Source organism: Bradyrhizobium sp. WBAH42 (genome assembly GCF_024585265.1).
GTDB lineage: Bacteria > Pseudomonadota > Alphaproteobacteria > Rhizobiales > Xanthobacteraceae > Bradyrhizobium.
The window spans coordinates 5,296,213-5,312,975 of record NZ_CP036533.1 but is presented as its reverse complement, the minus strand read 5'-3'; the positions used below and the strand labels follow the sequence as shown (position 1 = coordinate 5,312,975).

The window sequence follows — 16,763 nt, the reverse complement described above, 5'->3', positions numbered from 1 at the left end:
CGGCTCGCGTTCAGTTTGCGGCGATTCAAGAGCAGAAACGGGATCAAGTGAGGCTTTCCAAGAAGGCAGGCGTGACCAAGAAGCCGCCGAAGAGGAGCAAAGGATCGCAGCGCGCCACGATCTCGTCTTCGTCGCCTCTCGGCATGATGGCCCTTCATCTGCTTGCGCAATGGAAGCAGTCCGGACGCAGCGGCATCGTCTTTCTCGCCGAGAGCGAGAACAGGGCGGAGCGGCTCGGCAGCGTCATTCACGCACTCGAGCCCTCCTGCGAGGTGCTGGTGTTTCCGCGCCTCAACACGTTGCCGTTCGATCAGCTGGAGCCGTCGCATGAGCTTGCGGGGCGCAGATCCTCCGTGCTCAGGCGCCTCGCGAAATCCAAGAAGCCGGTGTTTCTCGTATCGACGGCGGAAGCGGTGATGGAGCGCATGCCGCCGCCGGCCAGCCTGTCGCGCCTGAGCCTGAGCTTGAAGGTGGGCGGCACCTTCTCCGAGCACGACCTCGAGTCCCGCCTCGAATCCCTCGGTTACGATCTCGACGATGAGCCGGACTATCCGGGTGGGGCGCTATTCCACGGCCAGACCTTCGAGATATTTCCGGCGGGCGCGCTGGGGCCGTTCCGGATCGAGCATTCCCAGCACACGATCAAACGGATCGTGGCGTTCGACCCGCATGAGCACAGGATCATCTTCGAGACCAGGGAGCTGCTGGTCGATCCCATGTCGGAGCGGCTCGGCCTTGCCGGCAAAGGCGGCAAGCGCGCGAGCCTGTTCGATTATTGCGCGGGCGCCAAATGGATCGCCGATGCAAGCGTCCCCTCGCACGCCGACGGATGGCTCGATACGATCGAGGAGGCCGCGCCCCGCAGCGAGCGGCAGCGCGAATATCTCGGGCGGAGCGATTGGAAACGGCTCTCCAAGGGAATGAAGGTGCTGCCGCGGACGGCGCCGTTCCAGGCCATCCCGGAGTTTTCGAAGCTGACATCCTCCCGGAAGGCGTTGCGCGGCTTCGTCGAGGAGACGCGCCGGGCCGGGTCGCGGCTGATCCTGATCGCTGCGCACGAGGACGATCTGCGTGTGATGGAGCGGATGAGCGGCGTCAAGGCGGAGCGCTGCGAAGACTGGGAGGAGGCGGCGCGCGGGCGGGGCGGCGAGGCGGCGCTGCTCGCCGATCTCGATGCCGGCTTCGTCGTGCCGGGGAAGAAGCCTCTGGTCGTGGTGACGGCGTCCGACGTGCTCGGCAGCCGCGCGCATCATCCGCAGCCGATGGCGCGCGCCTGGAGCGCGGCCTTCGACCATGCCGATGCGCCGGAGCAGGGCACGGTGGTCGTTCATCTTCAGCGCGGCCTTGCTGTGCTCGACGGCCTGCAGACGGTCAACACCGGCGGCGGCGCCATGCGCGAGATGATCCGGCTGAAGTTCTCCGGCGACAATGCTGTGCTGGTGCCGCCGCCCGATCTCGCCTTGATGTGGCCCTACGCGGCCGAGCTGGGCAGGCTTTCGCTCGACAAGGCGGACGGCAGCACATGGTGGGCGCGCCGCAGCGAGGCCGAGCGCGAGATCCAGATCGCGGGCAAGGCGCTCGCCAAGCACATCAGCCAGCGCCGGCGGCGGCGCGGCGAAAAGCTGGTGCCGCCGGGATCGGCCTACGAGAAGTTCGTCGCGCGTTTCCCTTACTTCACGACCATCGACCAGGCCCAGGCGATCCGGGACGTGCTGGACGATCTCGCGTCCGGCCATCCGATGGACCGGGTGATCTGCGGCGACGTCGGCTTCGGCAAGACCGAGGTCGCGCTGCGCGCCGCGGCCGCCGTGGTGCTGTCGGGCAAGCAGGTGGCGGTCGCGGTGCCGACGACGGTGCTGGCCCGCCAGCACGTCGCAACGTTCCAGAAGCGCTTTGCGCCGTTCGGCATCGAGGTCGGCAACCTGTCGCGCGCGACCTCGGGCGCGGCGCTGCGGGAGACCAAGGAGGGCCTGCGCAGCGGCCGGATCAAGGTCGTGATCGGCACGCAGGCGCTCACCGGCAAGGACGTCAGGTTCGACGATCTCGGCCTCGTCATCGTCGACGAGGAGCAGCATTTTGGCGCAGCGGAGAAGGCCAAGCTCGCAGGGCTCGCCAAGAACGTCCACGTGCTGATGATGAGCGCGACGCCGATCCCGCGGACGCTGGCCGCCGGTCTTGCCGGCTTCCGCGATCTCAGCGTGATCGCCTCGCCTCCGGTGCACCGGCTTCCGGTGGCGACCCGGATCGCGCCGCTGTCGGATGCGGCCATCGCCTCGGCGCTGCTGCGCGAGCAACGCCGCCACGGCCAAAGCTTCCTGATCTGCCCGCGCATCCAGGATCTCGATCCCATGCTGGCGCGGGTGCGGGCCGTCGCACCGGACCTTCGCATCGTCTGCCTGCATGGCAGGCTGGCGGCCGACGAGATCGATGACCGCATGATGAGCTTCGTCGAAGGCCATGCCGACGTCCTGCTCGCGACCAACATCGTCGAGAGCGGCCTCGACATTCCCCGCGCCAACACCATCGTGGTGTGCTGGCCGGAAAAGTTCGGCCTTGCCCAGCTGCACCAGCTGCGCGGACGCGTCGGCCGTGGCGGCATCCGCGCCTTCGCGCATCTGTTGACCGAGACGGAGTCCGGACAATCCGAGAAGCGCCTCGCCGTGCTCGAGGAGTTCAGCCGGCCGGGCGCGGGCTTTGCCATCAGCGAGCGCGACCTCGATCTGCGAGGCGCGGGCGACCTGTTCTCTGAACAGCAATCCGGCCACGTCCAGGTATTCGGGCCGGTGCTCTACAGCCACCTCCTGAAAATGGCTTCGGAGAAGACCGACGAGCAGCAGGCTGCACTGTGGGTGCCCGACCTCAACCTGCCGGTCGGGGACATGCTGCCCGAGAGCTATGTGCAGTCCGAGCCGGTGCGGCTCGAGCTCTATGCCCGCGCCGCACGATGCAACGACGAGGACGATCTCGACGACCTCGAGGAGGAGACCTCCCGCCGCTTCGGACCTTTGCCGAAAGTGGCTCGCGACTTCTTCGCCGCGGCCAAGCTCAGGATCGAATGCAAGCGACGCGGCATCATCCGCCTCGACGTCGGCCCAGAAGCTGCGGCCGCGACGTTCCTGCCAGGACGCTTGCGGAAGTCGCGGGGCAAGTCGCTGCAGCGGGATGGCGATCGCGTCGTTTATCACGCCAAAACGCAGGACGCGCCGTTCGAGCGGGTGGAGGAGCTGTTCGAACTGCTGGACGAGGGGTGAGGGGCTCGCGCGTTCGTCAGCGCGGACAGCTGCGAATTCGTAGCGTAAGCCCTGTTCCACCATTATAGTTAATTTGGGCGTGGCGAAGGAGATTGTCCGATGTCACATGCCATTCCTCCGGTCATTGTCGCGATTGTCGCAAGCTCATGTCTGTTGGCTCTGGCGCAAGCGGGCGGCGCAAATGCCGGGCCCGCAGGAGCGGGCATGGGAACGGGACCAGGTAGCGCTGGCGGCTCGGCACCTTCTGGAATGGGGACGAGTGCGGGCAATGCAGGTCCCTCAGCACCCCCGGGCATGGGGACGAAGGACACCGCGCCCGGAGATCTGGGCACCAACAGCGAGCCGGCCAATCCGAACGTTCAGCCGGCAACGCCCGCGAAGTCGCGGGCGGCAGCTCAGGCCGCGAGAAATGCCGGGGCTGGTCACGCTCAAAATGGCCTGCCGATCGGCGCGATCGGGAGCGGCACGAGCAATGAGGATCAAAAGGCCACTGGTTCGGCGTTGTCCCAAAACAGATTCCGGCCGGCAACACAGGCTCAAGGAAGCGCCAATGCAGTTGGTCTGTCAGGGAGAGGCTCGAGCCTTTCGGACCAGGTCAGTCGGCCGCGAGCCGCACGGGCTGGAGACAAGGTGCTGGATGCCAAGGCCCGGGTCGAGCGACGAACGACCGTGTCGCCCAAACGCGTTACGAGCCCGACAGGGCCAGGTTTGTAATCTGCGAGCGAAGGGCGAACAGACAGGCTCGGCGCATCGCGCCCGATCACAAGCCCGGTGCGCGAAGCGCCATTCGGCGGATGGAGGAGCTGTTCGGAGGGCTGGACGAGGCGGAGAGCGCCTCAAAATGCGAAAACAACCCCATGCACAGTAGCTAAGTGCTTCTACCATAAGGCTCGGCTCTGCATCGGCGGAACGCGACCAGTGGGGCGGCTCTACGTCACGCCGCGTGTCTCGACGACGTGCCTCCGTTTGACCCGTCGGGCAAAACAGTGGTATTACGCCAACTTCGGAAAATCCGTTGTACGGTCTGGCCGCCGCGTTGCTCCTGCTCGATTGGCGATGGGCGGTGGTCGTACGGGCACCGTGCACAGATCCGTAATCGGCCGGGGCGCCGGGCCGTCTGCCGGCCGGGCCGCTAACGTGGAATTAATCCGAAAAGCTCACAATTTTAGACAGTTGTGTCGATGGGTGCTGCGTAAGGGAGGCGTCGCGAGGACGTTCCGGCGACGGCTTCCTGTCGCTCGCTCATTGAGGTCAAGAACGTGACCACGTCCTTCGAAACGCCAAGCTTCGCCGAAGAGCTCGACGCCGTCGCCCTTGCAGCCGCAGCAGGCGCGCATGAACAAGCACGCCCGCAAGCGCCAACGCCGCCGATCAGGCCCCGCCGCAAAACGGTCCTGCCGTTCGCGGTATGTGCCCTGGCCATCAACGGCGCAGCGGCGATCTATACGTCGCCCTCCGGCCTGCCGTCACTGAATGTTGCCAGCCTCGCTGAACTGCTGCCGCGGCAGGAGGCGCCGGCGCCGAAGCCGGATCCGGTCGTTGCCGTCTTGCGAGAGATCCAGTCGGCGCAGCAGCAGCACACGGCTTCGCTGCAGGAGAACAACCAGGCCCTGCAGCAGAATGCGGCCTTGTTGCAGCAGGATTCACTGGTGCTGCTGTCGCTGCGGCAGAGCATCACGGACGAGCGGGTCGACGTGAAGAAGATCTCGTCGCAGCTGTCGACGCTGATCGCCAAGGTCGACTCCCTACAGAATGTGATGATGTCGGACGTCACGTCGTCCATTCGACGAGCGAATGCGCGCTACGGACTCTCCGCCGCGATGCGCAAACGGATGGTGCGGGAGCCGAAGCCTCTGGGGCCGGTGTCGATCGGAGGGGCGCCGTTGAGCGTGCCGGCTGCGGTGGCGGCTCCGGAGAGCTGAGGACTGGTCGCGCTAGGCGGCTTGCTCCTCGAACGAGGTGTAGACCAGGCCTGTGGGATCGACGACCTGAACGTCCCAGCACCCGTCCTCGACCAGTTCCCTGGCCTTCTTGAGGGCGGCGGCAAGTGACGACCGCTTGAGACGGACGACGCCCGCCGTGTCGAAACCGTTGATTTCAAACATGCCGTTCCTCCGGTTTTGGGAAGCGTACACGTTTCCGGCGGGTTGTCAGCGGATTTTGTGAGGCTAGTGAAGGCTGGGCGAGGGCTAGCTAGCTCAGAACGTCTTGCCGTACTGGCAGGGCGCAGCTTCCCGCAGATGCGTTTTTCATAGGAACTAACCGGCCTCCGCGCGTCGCAAATGTGAAGGGAGGGGGATCGGGCGATGATCTTCCTCGGCAGCTTCAATCCAACACGCGATTGCATCCTGCACGTTCTGCACCGCTTCGAATTCGGTTGGCACCGTCGGACATGCAGCCGGGAAGGTCGGGCACGGTCGCAACAATGCCGCCGCCGTCTTCCTCCGACAGCGGCTCGATGATGATCTTGTAGTGCGCACGCTCGCCCATCTGGTCTCAATCTCGCAGAAACGCCCAGCAGTCACGAGCGATGGGTTTCGCAAAGGGCTCAACCCATCCCACGTGCTGAGGCCGCGGTCATGACAGCCGCTTGCTCACCCTGGACGTTGCATCTAGCGATGACTGCAATTCTTCGGTAAATTTGGGTCGAACTTGGGAGCGATTATGGGGCGGCTACGTGATCGGGTTCGTTGGCCATGGGTCGTTGCCGGCGTCGTTCCCATGCTTTTCGTGCTCTTTTTCATAGCGCTGGGCGCATTTGCGGACCCGCAACACGACGACTTCTGCTTCTCATACCGATATGTTGAAGAGGGGCTGTACGTTTCGCTGATGCGATTGTACGGGGAGTTGGGCGGACGCGTCCTCCCCTATGTTCTCATCGAAGTGCCCGCGATCATCGCGCAGGCGACGGGCGTAAGCCTCCTTTTTGCATACTCCCTGACAATGACGACAGGCGTGATCCTGTTCGTCATCGGCTGCATGATCGCCATTTGGCGCGCGTGGCCGCGACTTCGCGGGTTGCCCTCGCTATTTCTCGGCATCGCCTTCGCCGCCGCAATCATCGGTGCTTCGCCGAGTGTAAGCGAACTGCTCTACTGGCTTCCGGGGGTCGCGTGTTACGTTCCGCCGGCGATCATCTGCATCCTGATCCTCGGGGAATGCGTTCGCGCACTGGACAACGAGGCCGATTTTTCGGCGACTGCGACCATCTGGATGGCTGCCGGGGCCTTCATTGCGGGATTGTGCAACGAGTTTACGACCCCGTGGATCGTCGCCATTCTCATCGGCTCCGCGTTCGCGCGTCGCATGTTGGAGCCGAGAATGCAGATCGGTTGCCATCTGCTCATCGCTGTCGCCGCCTTGGCAGGTTGGACAATTGTCGTGACGGCAAGCGGCAATGGCTCCCGCATGTCGCAGATGACAAATGCCGGCCTGTTCGGCCATTCGCTGCTCGAGGCGTTCCGCTTTGGTCTTGCGCAGCTGGGGCGATTCCTGCGCGACCCCGGGGTGATCGCCTGGCTGGTTGCCGTCGGCGCATTGACGCTTGCTGCCCCCCTACCGGACCGGCCCGATCATCCCCGCGCGCGGCTGCTGGCGCCCGGCCTGATGATCCTCTGTCTTGGATGCTGCTATTTCGAGTATTTTGTTCACTACTACTCGACAGGTATTCGCCTGGTCGAGCGAGCGCAAAATCAGGCGCTGATTCTGCTGCTCTTCGGTTCGGGACTGAGCGTTTCACTGCTGGTCCGGACCTATCGCCAAGAGCTCGAGCAATTGCTTTCCAAGAGGGGCATGCTTCTACCGCTCAATTCGACGGCGTTGCCGCTTGCCCTGGCCGTCGTCGTGGCGGCCTCGCTGCTGCTCGGCCGGACGGGCCGTCTGGTGTATGCCGAGGCATCGAGCCTCTATCCCTACTGGCGTGAGACGGTCGCGCGCCACAAACGCCTCTCCACGACACCTGACTCGGTCGTGATCGTGGCTCAGCACAGATGGAAACCGACCCTCTTGCTGATTGCCGACGTGATGGTGAACAAGGGATGCGTCGCAAGATATTTTGGGAAGACCGATTTTATCATCGTTGAAGCACCCTCGGAATGAGGGCTGCCACGGCGACGGCCGGATTTGTGGCTCTGCAGCAGCCTAAAGCGCGATGAGGTTTGGATGAATCCCTAGATGCGGGAGCTGAAGTCTCTGGGGCCGGTTTCGGTCGGAGGGGTGCCGTTGAGCATGCCGGCCGTGGTGGCGGCGCCGGAAAGCTGAAGGCACGTCAAGCAAAACAGTTGGGAGGTAGCGCGGTAACTTGATCCGAAGTTCACGCTGACGGGCTTATAGCGCCGAGTTGGACGCGCGCAGCCAGGTAACAACGGTGAGCGCGATTGGATTGGTGGACTGTCGTCGCAATCGAAGTTTCAGTTGCTGGGCCTTGGCCTCCAGCCGTATTCCTGATGCGAAATCGTGGCGGTGATGTCGGCCTCTTTGTCTGCCGAGAGGCGCCAGGCTGCCACTCCGAAGCACAGCGTCAAGATCAGGGCCGTCGCAAGCAGAAGCATCGAGACGAAATGGCTCACGCGCGTCACCAGCGGTTGGGAACTATGAGAGAGCGAACACGAGTTGCCGATTCGGAAAATACAGACGCGCTGACCTAAACGACCGATTTCCACATCCAGTCACACAGGACCAAAGGCGCTCACGATCCCGATCGTGATCGGGACCAGCGCGACGATTGTCCATAAAGCGGGCGAACTGGAAGATAGACCGGCGAAAAAGATCAAGAGACCGAAGCCCACGAGGGCCGCCGAGATGGCATAGGCGAGTGCTTTTTCCATCGTTCGATCCACGAGGAAACGGGATGGATTGCGCTTGTAGGACTCACCGCCGGTCGAAACGTTCCTATGCTCAGCCGGATCAGCGGTGCATTGGCAACGTTTGGAGCTTAGCTCAGCATGCCGACTGCACCTGCAGCTCCGAAGGCTGGAGACACCAAATCACTTGGCCATAAATCTCTTGGCCATGAATCACTTGGCCATGACTGCGCCAGTCTGGCACGGGATCAGCGGCGCGCGCCTCTAAGGTGAAGACGGGTTAGTCCCGGTCTTCCGCTCAAGCAGCGCCATTTCAACCTGGTCAGCAAGGACCGTGAGGTGGCGCGCAAGCCGGTCGAACGCTTCGCGCTTGGCTGGATCGGTAGCCAAGTCGCGGATCAGGGCGCATTCGGCCGCATCTTTGCGGAGTTTCTCGATCTGCGCCAGATAATCCTTCATCGGCAATTCGCTCCGTTCTGCGCAAACGGAACGTACAGCCAATGTTCGAAAGCGAACAGACGTGATTGCCAAACTTTCCTAGTCTTCGCTGGCTTTGGCCTTCCCCAAAAAGGTCAAGCACCTCCAGCGGCCCCGGCCTCCACACCCCAAAAGCCCCCACGGTCGGGGCCGTCATGGGGCGCTACGCCCGATCTACGATCCCACGCGCAAAGCCCGTGTCTCCAAGCAATTCGCATCGCGCGACCTGCGACAACCGCGCAACACTTTCCACTGGAACTGGCTGCTCGCGAGTGCATTTTTCGATTGCATGGTTTTCCCTGTTATCTCGGTCGGCTCGGGGTGACGGAGGGGGCGTACTATGAGCACTTACGATCGCACCGCTGTTCTGAAACAGCGTTTCGACGAGCTCGCTTCCGGGCTTTCCGAATTGCAAGATCTGCGCTCGCGCGTATTCGCGGCCGAGCAAAAGCAAGAGAGGCAAAGTCCCGAGGGCAAGCCGCCCCCGACGATTCGCAAGAGTGCCAAACCTAAATCGCGATCAGCAGAAACCGATCGACCGAAGAGGCGCTAGGCGCGGCCCCCCGGTTCACGCTTCAAGACAAGGGCCGCTGCTCTGGAACAGCGGCCCTACCGGGTTACAATAGATCCGAGATAAAATTTGCCAGCCCCGGTAACGACATGGTTCGTCCTGGAGGATGTTCCTGCATCAACAAATGTGAATCCAAAGGAACGGCCCCGAGCGTCGCGGGGCTGGCTGCGGACACACCGGGGCCGCCCGACGCACCATTCAGTCTGGCACGCCGGGGGATATCGTCTGCTCAAACATTCGAGCGGGGTGTCTCAAAAGATACCGACCAGAAATTAAATTTCCTAGGGGTGCAGAACCAGCCCCAACTCGAATGCGAAGAACCGGGATGAATCCAAGAGGGCCTCAGGTGCGGCAACGCGAACGACGGCCGGTGAACACGTTCGATTGCGGCTGACGAGAAGGGAGACCGCAACCATTGGGACCGCCGGTTCACGCTGGCGGGCCACTGTCATTCGTCGCAGGTGGCCTCTCGACGCGCGAGGGCATCAGCAGACGTAGCAATTGCTCAGCTCGCTCCTTGGTCAGATTGGCAGCCATGTCGGTCCCGATCAGTGCTGGGCCCTTGCGTTCTCGATCGTAGACCATCCAACCTTTGCCTCCCATTCGAATGAAAAATCGGCTTTGCGACGGAACCTCGTCAGTCAATGAAGCATGCTCCCGGTTTGCCCAGCACTCACAGGGAGCGGCATTCATCTTTGTAGCTTCAATCGCATATGTGAATCGTTTCGGGAAAAAGTGGCACCGTCTCTTTCTTGGCGCTAACCTTGCGCGATACGTGAGTCGGGGGATTCATGGATCGGAAGCCCATTGAGAGCATGTGTCTCGAAGAGCTGTGGCGACTGCACACCCTGGTCAATGATGTTCTGGCGGAGAGGCTTGCGGCGAAGAAGCAAGAGCTAGAACGACGACTGCAGCTCCTTAACCGCGAAGGCAAAGCTCCCCATTGAGGCCGTCGCAATCGGCTCGCCGGTTCACGCTGGCGGCTAGCCGCTCGGGAGAACCGTCACTGCCGGCGCGAACCGTTCTGAGAATGTTGCGGCCTTTGCATCCCGTGCTGCGGAAAGGGCGGCCGAGATAAACGTGGAACATCCGATGGTTGCCAGCGCGAGGAGTGCCGCACCGATAATCAGGCTACGCATTCCACTCTCCCTGAACAGGCGTTACGATCACAGCATCGGATTGCATTGTTTCAGTTTCGCTTCGTTGGGCGCCTAAAATGGCTTCGTACACGCGGCCGTGAATGCGCTGAACCAGAAGCCAGTCGACCAGCACACGGCGCAATCCCACCTCGCGCTACTTGCCGTCGTGGCTGTGAAGAAGTGCCGTCGCGACGACGGCCCTTCTTCATTTGATTGCGAACGGCGTCGCTTCACGCGCGCGCTCCAGCAGATGACAACGAACAACACGGCGGCGACGGCGACCTGACCAGCGAACGCGACAAGCTTTAAATTGCGGCTAAGTTTGGTGAGCGCGCTGGGGCTCGAACCCAGGACCCCGTGATTAAAAGTCACGTGCTCTACCGGCTGAGCTACGCGCTCCCATGGCCGCTGATGGCTAAGATAAGACATCGCCATCGTGTTCGGACATTCGAGAGGCATGTCTTGCCGCTTCGCTGAAAATCGCGTTGCGGGGAAAACCGGTTGTTTCCGGATCATGCCTTCGGCACGGGCTGTGTAGGGGGAGTGGCAGCGGAGGTCAATAGTGCGGGTGGCTGCCGAAGATCGCGGCAGGAGCTGGGATTTGCTTGGGCTATCCGTCGCTTAGGCCAAAATTCTCACCTCAATTGGCGGCCGGTCATCCACGCCGAAGACCACGTGACTCCTAAGCGCGAGGTCCGAAGACCGGCGTGGAGCCGGATCAGTTCGTCTCCCGCCGCACCTCGCTCGGCACAGGCTGCGGCGTGCCGGTCGGGTGGGGCAGCGCGACCGGGCGCAGGCCGATCAGCTCGGCGGTGCGGATCGCGCTATCGCGCCAGAACTGGAACGAGTTGATGCGGCTGAGCTCGAGGATGGCGATCGCGACGGCGGCCAGGAACGGCAGGCTCTGCAGCACCAGGACGCCGGCGAAGATGTAGATCTCGGTGATCTGGCGGAAGCTGTTGGAGGCGACTAGGACGCCGGCGCCAACGATGAGCAGGATGCCGATCACGGCCTCCCAGAAGGCCTGGAACTCGATCGACATCCTGCTAAGGCCGCCCTTGGAGGTGCGGGCGAAGGCGATGTGCTCGGTGATCAGGCCCTGCGCCACCGCGCGCGACACCGTCCATTGCACGCTCATCGCCGCGATCATGGCACCCAGCATCTGGCCGGGCTTGATGGCGACGCGGGCGCGGTACATCGACAGGAAATGCACCAGCGAGACGACGAAGGCGCCGATGATCGGCAGCGTCAGGATCTTGTCGGGGATGGCGATGTCGGCGAAGGCGACGATCGGCACCCAGACGAGGTTGAGCAGCGCCACGACCACGCCGAGGCTTTCGGCGCCCAGCCAGTTCAGCCAACCCAGGCCATATTCGCGCTTCTGGTCGGGCGTCAGCCGGCTCGCACCGGGCAGGAAGCGGCGCCAGTGCTTCTTGACGATCTGCAGGCCGCCATAGGCCCAGCGGTGCCGCTGCTTCTTGAAGGCCTCGTAGGTGTCGGGCAAGAGGCCCGCGCCGTAGCGGGTGTTGGTGTAGTGGGTGGTCCAGCCGAGCTCCTGGATCGCAAGGCCGAGATCGCTATCCTCGCAGATCGTGTCGCTCGACCAGCCGCCGGCCATGTCCATCGCGGCGCGGCGGATCAGGCACATCGTGCCGTGCACGATGACGGCGTTGAGCTCGTTGCGCTGGACCATGCCGATGTCGAAGAAGCCGGCATATTCGCCGTTCATGATGTAGTGCATGATCGACAGATCGCCGTCGCGATGCTCCTGCGGCGCCTGCACGAGGCCGACGCGCGGGTCGGCGAAGGCGGGCACGAGGTCCTTCAGCCAGTCGGGCTCGACGACGTAATCGGCATCGAGGATGCCGATGATCTCGGCATCGGCCGCGGTGCGGTCCATCGCGATGCGCAGTGCGCCGGCCTTGAAGCCTTGCACCTTCTCGGCGTTGATGAACTTGAAGCGTTCACCGAGCGCGCGGCAATGGTCCTGGATCGGCTGCCAGAAGGCGGGATCCGGCGTGTTGTTGATGATGACCACGCATTCGTAGTTCGGATAGTTCAGCCGCGACAGCGCATCCAGCGTCTGCTTCAGCATCTCGACCGGCTCGAAATAGGCCGGGATATGGATCGAGACCTTGGGGCAGTAATTCTCGGGCACGTTCTCGACCGGCTTGTCCTTCGTGATCAGCCGCTGCGGCGGCCGGCCGAAGGCGACCGCGGCGATCTCGTCGATGCGCGCCATCGCGATGAGGACGAGCGGAACAAGGAGGATCATGCCGAGCGTCAGCGCGAAGGCCGAGCCGAAGATGAAGTAGTGGCTGTTCCAGAACGCGAACACGGTCGCGGCCCAGGCGCCGACGCCATTGGCGGTCGCCGACAGCAGGAAGGCCTGCCTGGCGGTCGCTTTCTCGATCCGCAGGATCGGCAGCGACAGCAGCACGCCGACCAACAGCGCGATGCCCATCAGCTTCCAATAGTCGGGATTCTCCACTGGGCCGGTCCAGGCGAATTTCGGCTCGCGGCTGGCATTGAGGACGCCCCAATACGGACCGACGCCGCCTTCGAAGAATTTCCAGGGCTGATCGATGGCTTCGACGATGTTGTATTCCATGCCGATGGCTTCGGCGCGGCTGACGAAGTTGCGCAGCACCAGCGCCTGCTGGAACGGGCCGGGATCGGCGTTGCGCAGATTGTAGCCCTGGCTCGGCCAGCCGAACTCGGCGATCACGATGCGCTTGCCGGGGAACAGGTTGCGCAGCAGGTTGTAGCGGTCGACGGCCTGGTCGACCGCCTGGTCCGAGCGGAAGTTTTCCCAGTAGGGCAGCACGTGCGCGGCGATGAAATCGACACTGGAGGCGAGCTCGGGATTGTCGCGCCAGATGTTCCAGATCTCGCCGGTGGTGACGGGCACGCGGACCGAGCCCTTCACCTTCTTGATCATGTCGATGAGGTCTTCGACCTTCTGCTCGCCGCGGTAGATCACCTCGTTGCCGACGACGACGCCGACGACGTTGCTGTTCTTGCGGGCGAGCTCGATGGCGGCCTTGATCTCGCGCTCGTTGCGATCCTTGTCCTTGTCGATCCAGGCGCCGACGGTGACCTTGAGGCCGAACTCCGCCGCGATCGGCGGCACCAGTTCGACGCCGCCTGTGGACGAATAGAGGCGGATCGCGCGCGTCATGGTCGACAGCGTCTTCAGGTCGGCGCGGATTTTCTCGACCGTCGGGATGTTGTCGATGTCGGGGTGGGCCGAGCCTTCGAACGGCGCGTAGGAGACGCTGGGCAACAGGCCTTTGAAATCAGGTGCAGGTTCCCTGTCGCGCAGGACTCCCCACACGCCTGCATGGAGCGCAGACACGAGCAACAGAACGGCGGCGACAACGCGCATCGCGGCTAAACCAATAGGGGCTGAGGTGGCAGGGAAGCGGATCTGACCCCGAGATCCGACCGTGTCCGCGGCAAAGGAAGCATACCTCTGCCGCGCGGTTTCACAACTGTCATGGCCTCATGTCCTTATGAGGGCATGCCTTTTCGAACGACGCGCGGCAGTGCCAACCGTGTCTATGGCCGATCGTTCCTGAACGGCAGCTGAAACGACCAGAGCTATTTAAGAGCTCGGGCTATTTCGCCGGCGCCGGGGACGGGCTGGCCGCAGGCGAGGGGCTCGCCGCCGGCTGCGGCTGCGCATTGGCGGCTGGCGCTGCCGGCTGAGAGGCCGCGGCCGCCGCCTGCTGCGGCTGGGCGGCCGGGTTGATCCAGCACGCGTGCACGCGGCTGTCCAGGGTCTCGGCCACCTTGGGATCGATCTGGCCGCCGAAGCGGGTCAGGCAGCGGAACGCGGCCTGGATGTGGCCGCCGGGACAGCCGAAGCGGTCGTAGAGGTCGAGATGGCGAAACGCGGTATCGAGGTCATCCCGCCACATCAGCCGCACCACGCGCCGGCCGAGCCAGACGCATTCGGGATTGCCGGCCGGGCCGTTGATGACCTGGGCGGCTTCCGCGAACTCGTCGGTGCGGCGCTGATTCTGGGCGGCGTCCTTGGCGGCGTCGGCGGGCTGGGCGGCCGCCTTGCCCTGGTCGGGGGCCGGCGTGCCGCTCTGGGCCGAGGCGCCGCCAACACCGATCAGAACGAGCAGGCAGGATACGGCCAAGGTGGCGGCGAACTGCCGCAGGACCGCATTTCGTGACTCGAACACCCGTTGCCGCATGAATTCCCCAATGTATCCGCTGGCCGTCCGCGTCAGGAGCCCCGCGGACGCGCCAGCTGATGGCGTCCAAATGGGTCTCCAATGCGGCGGAAAAGTCTTTCGGAGTCCATGACCTGTATTTCGAATTTTGTCCAGCAAAGTCACGATCCTAGATCACGGTCGAACGGCCGCAGGTAAATTCCTTTGGGGGCGCGAAGGGGTCCACTGGGGGTGCCCCCTTGGCAGACGGCGTGCGAGAAGGTAATCGACGGCCCTTCGCGGAGGACGGAACCGATTTCTCTTCGTACGCCACTGGCGCTTCTGCTCGTCTCACTGGGTGCGATCGCTGCCGTGTGGTGGTGGCTTGCCACGCCGATCACGCTCGCGCGCGCCCCGATCGACCCCGCCGACAAGGTTCAATGCGTCTCCTACGCGCCGTTCCGCGGCGAGCAGTCGCCGCTGGACGCATGGACCCATATCGAGGCTGACCAGATCGAGCAGGACCTGCGCCAGCTCAAAGAGATCACCGACTGCGTCCGCACCTATTCGATGGAGAACGGGCTCGACCAGGTGCCGGCGATCGCCGCCAAGGTCGGCGGGCTGAAAGTGCTGCAGGGCATCTGGCTCTCCAGCAACCGCACGAAGAATTTCGAGCAGGCCGGGCTCGCCATCCGCCTCATCAAGCAATTCCCCGAAATCATCACCGCCGTCATCGTCGGCAACGAGGTGCTGCTGCGCGGTGAGATGACGACGGCAGACCTGGTCTCCCTCATCCGCCTGGTCAAGACCCAGGTCAGCGTGCCCGTCACCTATGCCGATGTCTGGGAATATTGGCTGAAGAACCGCGAGGTCTATGACGCGGTCGATTTCGTCACGATCCACATCCTGCCTTATTGGGAGGACTTCCCCATCAAGGCGAAGTTCGCCTCCGCCCATGTCGAGGCGATCCGCGAGCGCATGGCGGTGGCGTTTCCCGGCAAGGAGATCCTGATCGGCGAAACCGGCTGGCCGAGCGCGGGGCGCATGCGCGACGGCGCGCTGCCCTCGCGCGCCAACCAGGCGCGTGTCGTCTCGGAAATCCTGAGCCTTGCGAAGGCACAGAAGTTCCGCGTCAACCTGATCGAGTCCTACGACCAGCCGTGGAAGCGCAGGCTGGAAGGCACCGTCGGCGGCTATTGGGGCCTGTATGACTCGGTGCGGCGCAGCCTGAAATATCCGCCGGGCGAGCCGATCAGCAATTTCCCGTACTGGAAATGGTACATGGGCGCGGGCATGGGCCTTTCCGTGCTGGTGTTCGCGGTCGCGGTGATCACGCTGCGCCGGCGGCCGTGGACGCCGCGCTTCCCGGCCTGGCTCGGCGTCGGCATCTCGGCGACGACGGCGGGGAGCCTGCTCGGGATCGGCGCCGACAAGATGTATTACGAGAGCTACGGGATCGGCGGCTGGCTGCTCTGGGGCGCGCTGCTGCTGGCCGGCATCCTGTCGCCGATCTTCTGCGCGCAGGCGATGGTGATCGGCCGCAGCCTGCCGACCTTCCTCGACCTGCTCGGCCCGCGCGAGGGCCGGAAATGGTCGAAGCTCACCGCCGTGCTCGGCCTGACGCTGGCGGTGACGGCGGTGATCGCGGCCGCGACCGCGCTCGGCTTCGTGTTCGACCCGCGCTACAAGGATTTTCCCTACGCCGCGCTGACGATGGCGGTGGTGCCGTTCGCGCTTTTGATGTTGAACCGGCCGCAGATCGGCCAGCGTCCGATCGCCGAAGCGGTGTTCGCGGGGGTGCTGGCGCTGTCGGCCGTGTACGTGCTGTTCAACGAAGGCCGCGACAATTGGCAGTCGCTGTGGACCTGCGCGATCTATCTGTTGTTCGCCCTCACGCTGTGGCGGGCGCGGGCCGAGCAAAGCCAAGAATGAGCAGGCCGATCGCAAGGCCCGACAGCACGACATTGTAGAGCACGATGCCAAGGCCGGCCGCGATGAGGCCGACCGTGAGCAGCACGATCGAGGGCCGCATCAGGTTCAGCGTTGCGACCACCAGCGCGACGATGCCGAACACCGAATTCTTGAACAGCACGGTCGAGACCGACCGCGACTTGCAGACCAGCGTCTGAAGCCCGGCGTCGCAGGCGAGCGCGACCTGCGAAAGCTCGATCGCGAGATAGCGCACGTAGAGCGCACAGCCGACGGTGACGAATCCGACCACGAGCAGGAACTGCACCTGGTAGGGCGTGAGGCGGAAGGGCTTCTTTGTCATGGCGGCAATATGGTCGGGAAGGCGCGGGCAGGCAACAGGGCAGGCGATGTTTCTTGATCCGGCGGGCCCGCGCATCGTCCAGGAA

At 63.8% G+C, this 16,763-nt stretch carries 14 protein-coding genes and 1 tRNA gene; 6 read left to right on the top strand and 9 right to left on the bottom strand.

Features of this window, described 5'->3' with window-relative positions:
- Positions 1–143: 143 nt before the first annotated feature.
- Both DCG74_RS24810 and DCG74_RS24805 read left to right on the top strand, forming a co-directional pair.
- A complete protein-coding gene (locus DCG74_RS24810) occupies positions 144–3,251 on the top strand; it encodes a DEAD/DEAH box helicase (protein WP_172783827.1) in 3,108 nt (1,035 codons plus the stop codon).
- Between the two features lie 1,259 nt (positions 3,252–4,510).
- Entirely contained in the window at positions 4,511–5,173 is a 663-nt protein-coding gene (locus tag DCG74_RS24805; RefSeq protein WP_172783735.1) for a hypothetical protein, read from the top strand.
- Between the two features lie 12 nt (positions 5,174–5,185).
- Here the strand turns inward: DCG74_RS24805 and DCG74_RS24800 are convergent, their stop codons facing one another.
- Both DCG74_RS24800 and DCG74_RS24795 read right to left on the bottom strand, forming a co-directional pair.
- A complete protein-coding gene (locus DCG74_RS24800; RefSeq protein ID WP_172783736.1) occupies positions 5,186–5,356 on the bottom strand; it encodes a hypothetical protein in 171 nt (56 codons plus the stop codon).
- A gap of 220 nt (positions 5,357–5,576) precedes the next feature.
- The gene (locus tag DCG74_RS24795; protein WP_306557882.1) at positions 5,577–5,741 is read right to left on the bottom strand and encodes a type II toxin-antitoxin system HicB family antitoxin; all 165 of its coding nucleotides are present in this window, start codon (positions 5,739–5,741) and stop codon (positions 5,577–5,579) included.
- Positions 5,742–5,972: 231 nt separating this feature from the next.
- Here DCG74_RS24795 and DCG74_RS24790 point away from each other — a divergent pair, with 231 nt between their 5' ends.
- Entirely contained in the window at positions 5,973–7,349 is a 1,377-nt protein-coding gene (locus DCG74_RS24790) for a DUF6056 family protein (protein ID WP_172783737.1), read from the top strand.
- Positions 7,350–7,660: 311 nt separating this feature from the next.
- Here DCG74_RS24790 and DCG74_RS24785 read toward each other — a convergent pair whose 3' ends face one another.
- The 3 genes from DCG74_RS24785 to DCG74_RS24775 form a co-directional block, all read right to left on the bottom strand.
- A complete protein-coding gene (locus DCG74_RS24785; RefSeq protein ID WP_246708735.1) occupies positions 7,661–7,819 on the bottom strand; it encodes a hypothetical protein in 159 nt (52 codons plus the stop codon).
- A gap of 99 nt (positions 7,820–7,918) precedes the next feature.
- A complete protein-coding gene (locus tag DCG74_RS24780) occupies positions 7,919–8,077 on the bottom strand; it encodes a hypothetical protein (RefSeq protein WP_164936882.1) in 159 nt (52 codons plus the stop codon).
- Positions 8,078–8,317: 240 nt separating this feature from the next.
- Positions 8,318–8,512 (bottom strand): hypothetical protein, encoded by a 195-nt coding sequence (locus tag DCG74_RS24775; RefSeq protein WP_172783738.1) that lies wholly within the window; start codon positions 8,510–8,512, stop codon positions 8,318–8,320.
- 358 nt (positions 8,513–8,870) lie between these two features.
- Here DCG74_RS24775 and DCG74_RS24770 point away from each other — a divergent pair, with 358 nt between their 5' ends.
- Positions 8,871–9,083, top strand: coding sequence for a hypothetical protein (locus DCG74_RS24770; protein ID WP_172783739.1), 213 nt, complete (start codon positions 8,871–8,873; stop codon positions 9,081–9,083).
- A gap of 1,254 nt (positions 9,084–10,337) precedes the next feature.
- A complete protein-coding gene (locus DCG74_RS24765; RefSeq protein WP_172783741.1) occupies positions 10,338–10,526 on the top strand; it encodes a hypothetical protein in 189 nt (62 codons plus the stop codon).
- A gap of 37 nt (positions 10,527–10,563) precedes the next feature.
- Here the strand turns inward: DCG74_RS24765 and DCG74_RS24760 are convergent.
- The 3 genes from DCG74_RS24760 to DCG74_RS24750 all read right to left on the bottom strand — a co-directional run bounded on the left by DCG74_RS24760 (position 10,564) and on the right by DCG74_RS24750 (position 14,448).
- Positions 10,564–10,639 (bottom strand) — tRNA-Lys (locus tag DCG74_RS24760).
- Positions 10,640–10,958: 319 nt separating this feature from the next.
- Positions 10,959–13,628 carry a glycosyltransferase gene (locus DCG74_RS24755; protein WP_172783742.1) on the bottom strand — a complete coding sequence of 890 codons (2,670 nt, stop codon included), beginning with the start codon at positions 13,626–13,628 and terminating at the stop codon, positions 10,959–10,961.
- 232 nt (positions 13,629–13,860) lie between these two features.
- Positions 13,861–14,448, bottom strand: a complete 588-nt coding sequence (locus tag DCG74_RS24750) for a beta-1-3, beta-1-6-glucan biosynthesis protein (RefSeq protein WP_172783743.1) — start codon at positions 14,446–14,448, stop codon at positions 13,861–13,863.
- A 330-nt stretch (positions 14,449–14,778) separates the two neighbouring features.
- On the opposite strand from DCG74_RS24750, the gene DCG74_RS24745 reads away from it, so the two are divergent.
- Positions 14,779–16,338, top strand: coding sequence for a beta-(1-6) glucans synthase (locus tag DCG74_RS24745; protein ID WP_257187430.1), 1,560 nt, complete (start codon positions 14,779–14,781; stop codon positions 16,336–16,338).
- Here DCG74_RS24745 and DCG74_RS24740 read toward each other — a convergent pair.
- Positions 16,298–16,678, bottom strand: coding sequence for a hypothetical protein (locus DCG74_RS24740; RefSeq protein WP_172783744.1), 381 nt, complete (start codon positions 16,676–16,678; stop codon positions 16,298–16,300). The genes DCG74_RS24745 and DCG74_RS24740 overlap by 41 nt on opposite strands.
- Positions 16,679–16,763: the final 85 nt, after the last annotated feature.

Coding starts and splice junctions, on each gene's coding strand:
- DCG74_RS24810 (WP_172783827.1), top strand. CDS start 144: ATGATGGCCCTTCATCTGCTTGCGCAATGGAAGCAGTCCGGACGCAGC.
- DCG74_RS24800 (WP_172783736.1), bottom strand. CDS start 5,356: ATGTTTGAAATCAACGGTTTCGACACGGCGGGCGTCGTCCGTCTCAAG.
- DCG74_RS24795 (WP_306557882.1), bottom strand. CDS start 5,741: ATGGGCGAGCGTGCGCACTACAAGATCATCATCGAGCCGCTGTCGGAG.
- DCG74_RS24790 (WP_172783737.1), top strand. CDS start 5,973: ATGCTTTTCGTGCTCTTTTTCATAGCGCTGGGCGCATTTGCGGACCCG.
- DCG74_RS24780 (WP_164936882.1), bottom strand. CDS start 8,077: ATGGAAAAAGCACTCGCCTATGCCATCTCGGCGGCCCTCGTGGGCTTC.
- DCG74_RS24775 (WP_172783738.1), bottom strand. CDS start 8,512: ATGAAGGATTATCTGGCGCAGATCGAGAAACTCCGCAAAGATGCGGCC.
- DCG74_RS24770 (WP_172783739.1), top strand. CDS start 8,871: ATGAGCACTTACGATCGCACCGCTGTTCTGAAACAGCGTTTCGACGAG.
- DCG74_RS24755 (WP_172783742.1), bottom strand. CDS start 13,628: ATGCGCGTTGTCGCCGCCGTTCTGTTGCTCGTGTCTGCGCTCCATGCA.
- DCG74_RS24750 (WP_172783743.1), bottom strand. CDS start 14,448: ATGCGGCAACGGGTGTTCGAGTCACGAAATGCGGTCCTGCGGCAGTTC.
- DCG74_RS24740 (WP_172783744.1), bottom strand. CDS start 16,678: ATGACAAAGAAGCCCTTCCGCCTCACGCCCTACCAGGTGCAGTTCCTG.